Here is a 12,457-nt window from a genome sequence, read left to right on the forward strand (position 1 = left end):
CTTCTTCGAGCAGGTTCTGCAGCACCTTTTGCAGCGTCGTGAGCGACAGCGTCTTCGGCACGAGGTCTTCGACGAGCGACGGCGCGTCCTTGCCCGTGCGCGCGATCAGCGCCTGCACTTCCTGTCGGCCGAGCAATTCGGCCGCGTGCTGCACGACGAGATGGTTCAGGTGGGTCGCCACGACCGTGCTCGAATCGACGACCGTATAGCCGTACACCTGCGCCTGCTCGCGCAGGTTCGTATCGATCCACACGGCCGGCAGGCCGAACGCCGGATCTTGCGTCGGCGTGCCCGGAATGGCGGCCGTGACCTGCCCCGGATTGATCGCGAGCCACTGCCCCGGAAACGCCTCGCCGGTGCCCACCTCGACGCCCTTCAGCGCAATTCGGTAAGCGTTCGGCCTCAGTTCGAGGTTGTCGCGAATATGAATGACCGGCGGCAAGAAGCCGATTTCCTGCGCGAACTTCTTGCGAATGCTCTTGATCCGCTTGAGCAGTTCGCCGTCGGCGTTCTTGTCGACGAGCGGAATCAGCCGGTAGCCGACTTCGAGGCCGAGCGCGTCGATCAGCGTCACGTCGTCCCAGCTCGCTTCGTTGCTTTCGACGGGCGCGGCCGCCGCCGGCGTGACATCGACGAGCGTGGAGCTTGCCTTTCGCGCCTCTTCGCGCTTCTTCATGATGCGCGCAAGCTGGATCGCACCGCCGCCGAGCAGCAGGAACGCGAAGTGCGGCATGTTCGGAATCAGGCCCATCAGCACGATGATCGAACCGGTGATCATCAGGACGCGCGGGTTCGTGAAGAGCTGGCCGGTGAGCTGCGTGCCGATGTCTTCGTCGGTCGCGACGCGCGACACGATCACGCCCGCCGCCGTCGAGATCACGAGCGACGGGATCTGCGCGACCAAGCCGTCGCCGATCGTGAGCAGCGTGTAGTTCTTGCCGGCCGCAGCGAAGCTCATGTCGTGCTGCACCACGCCGACAATCAGCCCGCCGATGATGTTGATCACCATGATGATCAAGCCCGCGATCGCGTCGCCGCGCACGAACTTCGACGCGCCGTCCATCGACCCATAGAACTCCGCTTCCTGCGCGACCTGAACGCGGCGCTTTCTCGCCTGGTCTTCGTTGATGAGGCCGGCGTTGAGGTCGGCGTCGATCGCCATCTGCTTGCCGGGCATCGCGTCGAGCGTGAAGCGCGCGGACACTTCCGCGATCCGCCCCGCGCCCTTCGTGATCACCATGAAGTTGATGATCATCAGAATCACGAACACGACGATGCCGACCGCGAAGTTGCCGCCCACCAGGAAGTGGCCGAACGATTCGATCACCTGGCCGGCCGCGTCAGGGCCCGTGTGGCCTTCGAGCAGCACGATCCGCGTCGACGCGACGTTCAGCGACAGGCGCAACAGCGTCGAGAACAGCAGCACGCTCGGGAACGCCGCGAAATCGAGCGGCTTCATCGTGTACATGCTGACGAGCAGCACCATCACCGAAAGCGCGATGTTGAACGTGAACAACAGATCCAGCAGGAACGGCGGCAGCGGCAGGATCATCATGCCGAGGATCATGCAGATCAGGACCGGCCCCGCCAGCGCGCGCAGGTTGGTGCCTGCGAACATCTGCGGCCGCTTGCCGAGGAAGGCGCCTACGCGTGCGTTCATGCCGAGGTTCCCTTATCTGCTTTATTTGTGCCCGCGGCGGTCTGCTTCGCGCTGCCTTCGTTCAATGCTTCCTCGGCTTCCTCTTCGGCGTCGTCGTCCGACACCGGACCCTTGTCCAAATCGGCCGGCACTTCGAACTCGGTCGGCGTCGCCGGAATGTCGCCGCCTTCCTCGCGGAAGCGGCGCAGCTGATAGACCCACGCGAGCACCTGCGCGACCGCGTTGTAGAGCGACCCCGGAATCTCGCGGTTCAGTTCGACGTTGTGATAGAGCGCACGCGCGAGCGGCGGCGCTTCGAGCAGCGGCACGTTGTGCTCGGCGGCGATCTCGCGGATGCGCGCCGCGACCAGGTTCACGCCCTTCGCGACGACCTTCGGCGCGCGCATCTCGCCGTCGGTGTACTGCAGCGCGACCGCGAAGTGCGTCGGGTTGGTGACGACCACGTCGGCCTTCGGCACCGCCGACATCATCCGGCGCCGCGCCATCGCGCGCTGCTGCTGGCGGATGCGGCTCTTCACCTGCGGATCGCCTTCGTTCTCGCGGTTCTCGCGCTTCACTTCTTCCTTCGTCATGCGCAGTTTCTTGTGGTACTGCCAGAGCTGATAGGGCACGTCGAGCGCGGCGACGATGAACATCCCCGCCACCGTCATCCCGCAGCACACGGCGATCAGATGGAACGCGCTGCCGATGGCCTCGTTGAGCGGCAGCGTCGCGAGCGCGACGATGTCGTCCTTGTGATTCCAGACGGCCAGCCCGCCGACGCCGCCGACGACGATCGTCTTCACGAGCGACAGCCCGAGCTGGATCGGGCCGTTGATCGAAAACATGCGGCCGAGGCCGGCGAGCGGATCCAGGCGATCGAACTTGGGCTGCAGCGCTTTCGACGAGATCAGCCAGCCGCCGAGCGCCATCGGCGAAAGGAGGGCGGCGGCGCCGGTCAGCGCGAGGATCGGCAAGAGCGCGTAGAAGCCTTCCATGCTGGCGCTGCCGGCGCCGATCAGCATCTTGCGGGTATCGAGGACGCCCGCGTGATCGAACATGAACGCGCCGCGCATCATCGCCTGCAGGTGGCTGCCGATCGGGCCGGCCAGGCCCCAGGCGCCATAGAAGCCCGCCGACAGCAGCGCAAACGACGCCAGCTCCCGCGACCGCGCGACCTGGCCTTCCTCCCGCGCCTTTTCGAGGCGCCTGGGGGTGGCTGATTCGGTCTTTTCGAGGTCGCTTTCCTCTGCCATGAGGCTCTCGGGCTCTGCAAACGGGCACGGCGACATGCCGCTTTCCCACTGGCAGCGATTATTCCGTCAGACGTCAAGCCGCGATCGGCGAATAAGGGCGGGGAAAGGGGTGTATTTCGAGTGATGGGGGCGGCCGCGGGGCGGCCGTGTATCCGGCGAAGCAAGGAGGACGGCGCTTGCCGGGCAGGCAAGCGCTGGAGACATGGCTAGCCGGCTTGGGGGGTATCGGTTGCCGGGCGGTAGTCCTTCATCAGCCAGCGGGAGAGGAAGAAGGTGCGGCGGAGTTTCTGAAATTCTTCATAGTCGGCGTTCATAAAGCAACGACCGGTCTTCTTTTCGTACTTGCGCAGCATGTACAAATAGGCGAGGTGCGGGCCGACCGATTTTACATTGATATAGGCGGAGACACCGATCATCAGCGGCATAAGAAAGAAAACCATATTATTTCTCGACCCGGTATAAATTTTAAATAAGAGCGGGATATTGGTCACCATTGCGCCCACGGACCAAATACGCGCGGAGAGTTCGCCTGGCGCCTCGAAATTCTGATTCTTCTTTGAAAAAACAATGCATCTATCGAAATCGACATGAATTTTCAGATTGCGCATCCAATCGTCCTGGCGACCACTTTTAAAGTAGTTCACCTTCACCAATTGATTCACAACACCAAAAATCAAAGGCAACGCAATTGATATCAGATAAAAAAACAAGACAGGATTGCGATCGGCATGCCTCCCTGCGATATCCGCAAAGGCAAGGGCTACTGCGCTACCCATCCAAAACAGGAGCAGAAATATGCAATAAGAAGCCATGCCGAGCGCAAATTTTACGGAAAACATTACCCTGTATTTTATCAGCACTCCAATAATGAACCCGCTTGACCACGTGATTACCGTTAATACCAGAATGCCCTTCCCACCCATCTCGTTGAATTTGACTATCATACCAAAGGGAAGACCAAGAAAAACAACGCTCGCCCCGCCAAAAAATATCGGTGATTTTGGAAGCAAGGAGCGCATGCCATCGAAAGATGTTAACATGCTATTCCTCCAATGCTTGGCGAGTAGCTGACTCAGCGTAGTCCGAGCCGCCCAATGCACCCCAGACTACCTGAACGGCATAACCTCCGATTAATGCCGCAATAATAACAGTGCCACTTGCCGCTATCGCGGAAGAAGCAAATACCGCAACCCCGGTCGTTATCGTAGTTGAAGCCGCAAATCCCAACATATTTCCACTCTGACTCCGCGCAGAAGCAATGGCAGAACGTTTCGCATCAAATCGCAATTTGCCCTGTGTATCCCGGTTGATGCTGTCGATTAGATCCAGTGCGGCGCTTGGGCCGAAAGTCAGCACGCCGGTACTGAATCCGCCTCGGAAATAGACCCGCGCCAAGGGCGAGATTTTCGGTGCCAAGTCCTTCAGCTTCACTTCTTTGACCGCCTCGGTGACGCTCTGCGAACGCACGCTATACCTGAAGTGCGCGCCGAGCGTAGGCTGCACCGTCTGAAGCGGCATATTTGTGATCCGGATGCGCGGCCTAGCCCTTCCTTTTCCGCTGGTGTTGCCGTTGTAAAGCGTGACATACGCATTGATTTGCACGCTCTTGCTCGTGCCGGACGTGATTTTCTGCGCGCCCGCCTGAATGCGCGTCTCGAGGCTGCCTGCATGAGCTGCGTGCACGGCCGATATTCCGGTGTTGAGGTTGCTCAATGCGCTGCCCGGACCGATCACCGCGCTCTGACCTTCCTCATACAGCCGGGCCAATGTCCCCGGCGCACTGCTTGGACTGCCATAGAAATAGTCGTGCAGCCACGAGAAACCCGGATCGAGCTTAGTCACAGCAAATTCGGGAGAATCCAGCACACCGCCGACCCATCGCCGCGCCAGTACCGGATCGACATCGAAATCGCCGCTCAACCGTTCGTTTCCGATGGTCCAACCATCACCGCGGCAAACCTCGTTGCCGTGATACGGCGTCGTATTGCGCGGCAGCGTGCTGCGATATCGCTGGAGCGCACGGCAAACATTATTGGTTTGAGCGCTGGCAGCACTGGCGATCGGACTCGTCATGGTCTCCTCCTGTTGGAATGGAAACCGTCGACCCTATCGCCGGCGAAAATTGCGAACTATAGGAAAACTCCGAAATGCCAGCTTGGAGTGACCGAAAGCAAGAAACCTCTCCGTTCACACCGACTAAAGACCGAAATACGGCGCGAACTCAGTTCGCGCTTGCCGGCGGCATCTATGAAAGGGCCGTTTCGCCTCAAATCGCCGCCGACCCCGCCATTCTTCGCCGAAACCCGCGCATGACCCACGCGGCCGGCAGTCGCCTCAGCACGCCCGGCACGCATCGGTAGAGCCTCGGCGCATAGCGCACGAACCACGCCCAGCGACGCTCGTCCTGCGTCGTCCACGAAAGTGCGAAGGCGCGCCGGATCTCGTCGGGCAGCAACCCGCGTGTGGCGAATCGTTGCAGCGGCATCAGCACGCGAATCCACCACGGCGCGCCTTCGGCGCCCAAGAGCGCGTGCACGTAGCGCCGCACGTCTTCGTTCACGGTAAAACCGGCGAGAGAACGCGTCCAATACGCATCGAAGGCGGCGAGATCGCCCGGCCACAGCTCGGCCGGCATTTGCAGCGTCGTGCCGTAGACCGCGGCCTCGCGGCACAGTGCGTCCCTATCGGGCGGCGCGAGCGGCCCCTCGAACATCTCGTGCAACGTGAGCGCGCCCTTGAACAGCGTCGCCGCGACCCAGCGCTGCAAGTCCGGATCGAACGCGCTGTACGAGGCCGAGCGCACCGGCCCGTGGGCTTGGTCGACGTAGCGGGCGACGTACTGCCGCTCGTCGGCCGTGCCGAGCGTCACGGCGTAGATGAAGGTCATCGTGGTGCGCAGCCGGTCCACGGGGCGCCGCAACGTATCGCTATGCTCGACGACGCCCTGGCCGACCCCAGGGTGCGCGAGCTGCAAAACGACGGCCGCGCCGGCACCGAGGTAGATATAGGCTTCCTTCGTCACGTCGGCGAGCCGGATGGGTCCGGGGCGCGGCGTAGTCGTACTTTCGGTCGACATCGGGGGGAGTGCTTGGGGCGCGCCGGATGACCGCTCATCCGGCGCGCGCTTCCTTAAAACGCGACGTACGGCGACTGGCCGCCCGAGGCGGTCTGATCCATGCCGTAGTACACGCTGCGCCCGAAGAAGAACGGCAGGCCGATGTCGAGCATGTTGGGCAGAGAACCGGCCAAATTGTTGTATGCAAAGTTGCCGGTCTGAAACTGCGCGATGGCGTTAGCAATGCTCAATGAGAGCGTGACGGTGCTGCCCGTGCCGTTGAAATTCTGCACGGTGGCTGAACGCGACAGCGTGGACGATGGGCAATAGAATCCAGCGGCGCTACCTGGATTCGGGCAAGCGGTCATCGCACTGTCCGATCCGGCCTCGAAGAAGTATGCGTTCGAGCCCGAATCGAAGAACGCTTGCTGCACGGAGGCCCCGTTGTACGTCCCCGAGAGGTCGCCCGACGCGTTTGTCAGAAACTTGTTCGACGCATTGTTCGCGTTGTTGGACTGCGTTCCGATACCGAACACCAGCGTGCCGGTCACCGACGATGCGCCACTCGACGATACCGACGGCAGCGTCAGAATCACGCCGTTGTTGTCGGTGGCGAACTTCGGCACCGGATTGGCGACCTGCTGCGAAAGCGGCACCGTCGTGGCCGAGCAGTTCGAGCCATTGCACCCGTAGTAAAAGGCCGGGCTCGCGGTCGTCGCGCAGGACGCACAATCGTAAGGGGCGACACCGATGCCGAGAATCCCGTTCGCACCGAGCACGGTGGCCGTGGTTTCCTGTGTCCCGCCGTGCGACGAGCAACCGGGCGGCACGGAAGTCGAGCCCGAGTCGCCGATGACCTGGATCGGCAGGCTGCTCGCCTTCTCGCCACCGATCGTGACATCGACCGTGCGGACCGAGCCCCAGGTGAAACTGTCGGCGAATTGCGTGCATTCGTAGAGATTCGAACCGCTGATCGTCGTCTGCGGCAGGCTGCCCAACACTTGCGAAACCGCGCTGCTGACAAGCCGCAGCCCGAACGATTCCGTATCGACCTGAACGTTGTTGACGGTCTGGCAGTTCGTCGTGCTGCCCGGCGCGCAAACGGTCACGCTAACCGTCGGGATATTCGGCACGCCGGCGACGCCGGAATTCACCGTCACGGTGGCCGTATTCGGGGCCGACGACGAACCGCCGCCGCTGCTACTGCCGCCGCCTCCGCCCCCGCCGCCTCCGCAACCCGCGAAGAGTGAAATCGCTGTGGCGAAACCGAGCACGCCGAGCCCCTGGATGAGTCTTGTCGTGAATCGCAAGGTTCTTCTCCCGTTCGCCGGTGGGTCACTGAATGTCGGAGGCGCTCACGCCGCTCGGCAACGCCTGGGGCAGATACGCCTGGCCCATGAACGAGCCCATGTGGCCACCCGAATGGACGACGAGGCCACTTTGATCGACAGTCGCCGCGCCTCTCAAACCAGCCGCGTGCGCCGCCTGGACGCCGGAGGCGAACTGCGGGAAGTAGCCGCCGAGGAGTTGAGAGAGGTCGGGCATCTGCGGACCATGCCACGCGACGCCGAACACCATGCCCGACGTGGACACGTATTCGCGGACCACCGTGCCCGAGGACAGCGTGGTCTCGATCACCGAGTAGGACGTGGACGAGGAACTGGACGACGTAGTCTGACTGCTGGACGAACCCATCACGGCGGCGTGCGCAACGGCGGGCGAGACCGTCGAGGCGGCGGCGCCCGAGGGCGTCTGCATGGGGCTGCCGCCGAGCACGGCGTAGGCGGGAATCACGAAGAACAGCGAAGTGGGCACAGCGATCGACGCCTGCAAGACAGCGCGTCTCAAGCGACTCGTCATCACGAAGCCTCCCTAGCGATCGGTTTCCCGCGCTGGGTCGGCGCATGCACCGCCAGCGCTTGGGGTACAAGCGCGTCCGGCGGAATGGACTACACGGGCGCCGTCGCGCATGTCCCGTAGTATGCCCGTTGTTCGCGGCGCCGCGCACTTTCGGGGCGCAATCGCCACGCGCGCAAGCGAACATAGCGCGACAGCGGCGCGTCCAAAAGGACGGCGTAAAAAAGCGGGGAGGAGAGACGGGCGGGCGGCGGCCGCACCGCGTGCCGCCCGGTTGGACCGAACCATCGCCGCCCGCGCCGCGGCAAGCGGCGCCGGGAAGCGATCAGTCCATCAGAACCCGAGGCTCGCCAGCAGATCGTCGACCTGCGACTGGCCCTGCACGACGTCCGACTTGCCTCCCGGGTCGATCTGCGGGCCGTTCAAGAGACTGTCCGGATCGTGGGCGCTCAGCGTCGGCGCCGACGCCGCGAACTGCTCGCGCCGCTCCGGCGCGATGTTCTCGACGAGCACCGCGAGCAGTTGCCGCTCGATGATGTGGATCACCTCGATGATCTTCTTGATGACCTGCCCCGTCAGATCCTGGAAGTCCTGCGCCATCATGATATCGAGCAGCTTCGAGTTGGTCGCTGCCGTCACCTCCGACACGCTCGCGAAAAACGCGCGCGTGTCGGTGAGAAGCGTGCCGACCGCCTGGCGCTCTAGCGGCGCCTCGTACCACTGCGCCCAGCGCACGTCGAGCCGGTTCGCCTCGCTTTGGATCCGCTCCTGCATCGGCTTCGTTTCGTCGACGGCCGTCAGCACGCGCTCAGCCGCCTGTTCGGAGAGCGTCGAGACGTATCTCAACCGGTCGCGCGCGTCCGGCGCGGCTTTCACCGCCTCTTCGATCTGCTTGTCGAGACCGAGCTCGTGCATGGTGTCGTGCAGCGCACGCGTAAGCTGCGCGATGCGGGCGAGAATGCGGTCGGCCGTCAGGTCGGCCTCTTCGATACCCTCGGCGGGCGAATTGATCAGCTGGTCCACATCAGCTCCCGGCTTTCGCCATCTTCTCGAGGATCTTGTTGAGCTTTTCGTCGAGCGTGGCGGCCGTAAACGGCTTCACCACATAGCCGCTCGCGCCGGCCTGCGCCGCCGCAATGATGTTTTCCTTCTTCGATTCGGCCGTCACCATCAGCACCGGCAGATGCTGGAGCGCCGCGTCGGCGCGGATTTCCTTGAGCATCGCGAGGCCGTCGAGGTTCGGCATGTTCCAGTCGGAAATCACGAAGTCGAAGCCGCCGCCGCGCAGGCGCGCCAAGCCCGCCGCCCCGTCGTCCGCCTCGTCGACGTTCGAGTAGCCGAGTTCCTTCAGCAAGTTGCGGACGATCCGGCGCATCGTCGGAAAGTCGTCCACCACCAGAATCTTCATTCCCTTGTCCATCTTGATTCCTTTATCCCAATTTTGCGGCGAGAACCGCTCGTCCATTTTTGGTTACACGCGCTGCACGCGGTCACCCATCGCCGCGAGGCGTGCCATCACCCGCCGGCTCATTTCCGATAAAGGCGCGACTTCGTCGGCGCCGCCCATCGCGATCGCCTCGCGCGGCATGCCGAACACGACGCAGCTCGCTTCATCCTGCGCGAGAGTGTATGCGCCAGCATTTCTCATGTCTAACAATCCCGCGGCGCCGTCCTTGCCCATGCCGGTCAGAATCACGCCGACGGCGTTTTTACCCGCATGCTGGGCCGCCGAGCGGAACAGCACGTCGACCGACGGACGGTGCCGGTTCACCGGCGGCTCGTCCGACAGGTGCGCGATGTAATTCGCGCCGCTGCGCGCGAGCAGCAGGTGGGCGTGGCCCGGCGCGATGTACGCATGACCGGGCAGCACCCGCTCGCCGTGCTCCGCTTCCTTCACGCTGATCCGGCACAGGCCGTTCAGGCGCTGCGCGAACGATTTCGTAAACCCGGGCGGCATGTGTTGGGCGATCAATACAGCGGGCGCATCCGGCGGCAGCGGCACGAGCACTTCGCGGATCGCTTCGGTGCCGCCCGTCGACGCGCCGACGATGATCAGCTTCTCCGTACTGAGGAGCGGATTGTTAAGCAGCGGCGCGTGCGTCGCGGCAGCCGCCGCATGCTGCGCGGGCGCCGCCTGCCGCACGCGCGCGCGGGCTGCGGCGCGCACCTTGTCGGCGAGTTTTTCCGCGTAGTCGAGCAGGCCCTCACGAATGCCGACCTTCGGCTTGGTCACGAAATCGACCGCACCGAGTTCGAGCGCGCGCAGCGTGATTTCCGAGCCGCGCTCGGTCAGCGACGAAACCATGACGACCGGCATCGGCCGCAAGCGCATCAATTTTTCGAGGAAGTCGAGGCCGTCCATGCGCGGCATTTCTACGTCGAGCGTCAATACATCCGGGTTGTGCTGCTTGATCAGCTCGCGCGCGACGAGCGGATCGGGCGCGGTCGCGACGACCGTCATGTCCGGCTGGCTGTTGATGATTTCGGTCATCAGGCTGCGGATCAGCGCTGAATCGTCGACACACAAAACTTTGATCTTCTGCACGGTTACTACGCCTCCTCTACAGTCTTGGCGCTGTTCTGATCGGCTGGGCGCGCGCTTGAGCCCGCACCGGCGCCGAACAGCTCGATACGCGGTTTGCCCGTCGCGGGCGGCTTATTAGGCAAATTAGCCGCCGCTCCTCCCCCTGGGACACCGCCGAATAATTCGACGCGCGGCTTGTTAGCCGGCGCCGCAAACAGCTCGACGTGCTCGCGCGCCCGCGCATGGCGCGCCGCGCGTAACTCCGCGGTCTGCTTGGCGAGCGCCTGTTCGCGTTCCGCGACGCTCGGCTCCTGCTGCAGACGCAATTTCTTCACCGCCGCCTGGCCCGTGTGCGGCATGAACGCGACCTTGCGCGGATGCTGCCCCTGCAAGTCCTCGGCGACGATGCGGATCTTTTCGAGGCCGAGGTAGCGGCGCACGAACTCGGAATTGCGGTCGCCGATGTTGATGGTCGTCATGCCCGCGAGCACCGCCGCGCCGCCGAACACCTTCGCCTCGAAGCGCTCGCGCCGGCCGCCCATCTTGATCAATTCGTTGATCAGCACTTCCATCGCGTAGGCGCCGTAGCGCATCGAATCCGATGCGGCCTGCGCGGGCTCGGTGCCGTCGTCGGGCAGCATGAAGTGGTTCATGCCGCCGATGCCCGCCGTGCGGTCGTAGATGCACGCGGCCACGCACGAGCCGAGCACGGTCACGAGCACCATGTCGTCGCCGGTCGTATAGAACTCGTTCGGCAGCAGCTTCACGCCTTGGCGGCGGAAGTGGTTGTCGTAGTAAAGGTTGGTGGCGATCGGGAGGCCGTTCATGTTGCCTCCCGCCGGGCCGCCCCAAGGGAGGCAACCGCCCCCTCGGGGGGCAGCGAACGCAAGTGAGCGTGGGGGTCGTTCATGTTGCCTCCCGCCGGGCCGCCCCAAGGGAGGCAACCGCCCCCTCGGGGGGCAGCGAACGCAAGTGAGCGTGGGGGTCGTCAACGCTTTCCCTTCGCGGCATGGCAGCGGCGTGCTTAGCGTGGCCATGGCCGCGCGGATTCGCACCGGCGTCGCGCGTCAATTCGTACACGGTCTGCCCGCGCAGCCGGAACGCCTGCGTCACATACGTGAAGTTCTCCGAATGCCCGGCAAACAGCAGCCCGCCCGTCTTCACGAGCGGCTCGAAGCGCGAAAGCACCTGCGCCTGCGTCGGCTTGTCGAAGTAGATCATCACGTTGCGGCAGAAGATCGCGTCGAACGGCGTGTTGAGGCGGTAGTCCGCATCGGTCAGGTTCAGCTGCTCGAAGCGGATCATCGCGCGCACTTCCGGGCGCACCTTCACGTAGCCCGCATGCGAGCCCGTGCCCTTCAGAAAGAAGCGCTTCAGGCGCTCCGGGCTCAACTGCTTCACCTGGTCGAGCGAGTACACGCCCGCTTCGCCCTTGGCGAGCACCTGCGTGTCGAGATCGGTGGCGAGCACGCTTGCGTGGCGCGCAGCCGAATCGCCGAGCGATTCGATCAGCGTCATCGCGATCGAATACGGCTCTTCGCCGGTCGACGCCGCCGAGCACCACACCGACACCGGCCGCTGCCGCCGCTTCACGAAGTCTTCGAGGATCGGGAAGTGATGCGACTCGCGGAAAAACGCAGTCAGGTTCGTGGTCAGCGCGTTGGTGAACGCTTCCCACTCGGCCGGGTCGCTTTCCGATTCGAGCAGGTCGAGGTAATGGCGAAAGCTGTCGAGCCCGCGCGCGCGCAGACGCCGGGCCAGCCGGCTGTACGCCATGTCGCGCTTGTGGTCGGACAGCGAAATGCCCGCGCGGCGATAAATCAGTTCGCGAATGCGCGCGAAATCCGCCCCCGTGAATTCGAAATCGCGCTCCAGCTCGCCCGTTCTCACGGGCTCGGGGCGGTCGATTCGTTGTGCGCGCGCTGTCGTCATGATGATTAGAACGTTTCCCAGTCGTCGTCGGAGGCCTTGTTCGCCGCCATCGGTGCGGGCGCGGCGCTGCGCGGTGCCGGCGCTGAGGCGCGCGGTGCGGCCGGTGCTGTCGGGCGCGCCGTGCCGGCCGTCTCGCCGCGCACGGACCGGGCGGCACCCGCCGGCTTGGCAGGCGCCGATGCGGCCTGCGCGCC

At 63.9% G+C, this 12,457-nt stretch carries 12 protein-coding genes and 1 pseudogene; all 13 read right to left on the reverse strand.

The window, feature by feature from the left end:
• A partial coding sequence (flhA, locus tag J3489_RS36250) for a flagellar biosynthesis protein FlhA (RefSeq protein ID WP_207005617.1) occupies positions 1-1,660 on the reverse strand: 1,660 nt, incomplete at its 3' end.
• Complete coding sequence (gene flhB, locus J3489_RS36255; RefSeq protein WP_207005618.1) at positions 1,657-2,895, reverse strand: flagellar biosynthesis protein FlhB; 1,239 nt, start codon at positions 2,893-2,895, stop codon at positions 1,657-1,659. The genes flhA and flhB, both read right to left, overlap by 4 nt.
• A 206-nt stretch (positions 2,896-3,101) precedes the next feature.
• Complete coding sequence (locus J3489_RS36260) at positions 3,102-3,935, reverse strand: hypothetical protein (RefSeq protein WP_207005619.1); 834 nt, start codon at positions 3,933-3,935, stop codon at positions 3,102-3,104.
• A 1-nt stretch (position 3,936) separates the two neighbouring features.
• Entirely contained in the window at positions 3,937-4,968 is a 1,032-nt protein-coding gene (locus tag J3489_RS36265) for a hypothetical protein (protein ID WP_207005620.1), read from the reverse strand.
• Positions 4,969-5,161: 193 nt separating this feature from the next.
• Entirely contained in the window at positions 5,162-5,971 is an 810-nt protein-coding gene (locus tag J3489_RS36270) for an oxygenase MpaB family protein (RefSeq protein WP_207005621.1), read from the reverse strand.
• A 53-nt stretch (positions 5,972-6,024) separates the two neighbouring features.
• On the reverse strand, positions 6,025-7,260 hold the full coding sequence (locus J3489_RS36275) for a DUF3443 domain-containing protein (protein WP_207005622.1): 1,236 nt from the start codon (positions 7,258-7,260) through the stop codon (positions 6,025-6,027).
• A 25-nt stretch (positions 7,261-7,285) separates the two neighbouring features.
• Entirely contained in the window at positions 7,286-7,810 is a 525-nt protein-coding gene (locus J3489_RS36280) for a DUF2844 domain-containing protein (protein ID WP_207005623.1), read from the reverse strand.
• Positions 7,811-8,140: 330 nt separating this feature from the next.
• Positions 8,141-8,830 carry a protein phosphatase CheZ gene (gene cheZ / locus J3489_RS36285; protein WP_207005624.1) on the reverse strand — a complete coding sequence of 230 codons (690 nt, stop codon included), beginning with the start codon at positions 8,828-8,830 and terminating at the stop codon, positions 8,141-8,143.
• A 1-nt stretch (position 8,831) separates the two neighbouring features.
• Entirely contained in the window at positions 8,832-9,227 is a 396-nt protein-coding gene (gene cheY, locus J3489_RS36290; protein ID WP_207005625.1) for a chemotaxis response regulator CheY, read from the reverse strand.
• Between the two features lie 51 nt (positions 9,228-9,278).
• Positions 9,279-10,352, reverse strand: a complete 1,074-nt coding sequence (locus tag J3489_RS36295) for a protein-glutamate methylesterase/protein-glutamine glutaminase (protein ID WP_207005626.1) — start codon at positions 10,350-10,352, stop codon at positions 9,279-9,281.
• Between the two features lie 5 nt (positions 10,353-10,357).
• Positions 10,358-11,158, reverse strand: a complete 801-nt coding sequence (cheD, locus tag J3489_RS36300) for a chemoreceptor glutamine deamidase CheD (RefSeq protein ID WP_207005627.1) — start codon at positions 11,156-11,158, stop codon at positions 10,358-10,360.
• 79 nt (positions 11,159-11,237) lie between these two features.
• Positions 11,238-12,263, reverse strand: coding sequence for a CheR family methyltransferase (locus tag J3489_RS36305; RefSeq protein ID WP_242540585.1), 1,026 nt, complete (start codon positions 12,261-12,263; stop codon positions 11,238-11,240).
• A gap of 5 nt (positions 12,264-12,268) precedes the next feature.
• Positions 12,269-12,457 (reverse strand): annotated as a pseudogene (locus J3489_RS36310) (methyl-accepting chemotaxis protein); the annotation flags it as partial.

Source organism: Trinickia mobilis, assembly GCF_017315705.1.
In the GTDB taxonomy this organism is placed as follows: Bacteria; Pseudomonadota; Gammaproteobacteria; order Burkholderiales; family Burkholderiaceae; genus Trinickia_A; species Trinickia_A mobilis.

What these genes read in the sequence shown, in the direction of transcription:
- J3489_RS36270 (WP_207005621.1), bottom strand. Translation starts at nt 5,971, where the DNA reads ATGTCGACCGAAAGTACGACTACGCCGCGCCCCGGACCCATCCGGCTC.
- J3489_RS36305 (WP_242540585.1), bottom strand. Translation starts at nt 12,263, where the DNA reads ATGACGACAGCGCGCGCACAACGAATCGACCGCCCCGAGCCCGTGAGA.
- J3489_RS36265 (WP_207005620.1), bottom strand. Translation starts at nt 4,968, where the DNA reads ATGACGAGTCCGATCGCCAGTGCTGCCAGCGCTCAAACCAATAATGTT.
- J3489_RS36280 (WP_207005623.1), bottom strand. Translation starts at nt 7,810, where the DNA reads ATGACGAGTCGCTTGAGACGCGCTGTCTTGCAGGCGTCGATCGCTGTG.
- cheY (WP_207005625.1), bottom strand. Translation starts at nt 9,227, where the DNA reads ATGGACAAGGGAATGAAGATTCTGGTGGTGGACGACTTTCCGACGATG.
- flhB (WP_207005618.1), bottom strand. Translation starts at nt 2,895, where the DNA reads ATGGCAGAGGAAAGCGACCTCGAAAAGACCGAATCAGCCACCCCCAGG.
- J3489_RS36260 (WP_207005619.1), bottom strand. Translation starts at nt 3,935, where the DNA reads ATGTTAACATCTTTCGATGGCATGCGCTCCTTGCTTCCAAAATCACCG.
- cheD (WP_207005627.1), bottom strand. Translation starts at nt 11,158, where the DNA reads ATGAACGGCCTCCCGATCGCCACCAACCTTTACTACGACAACCACTTC.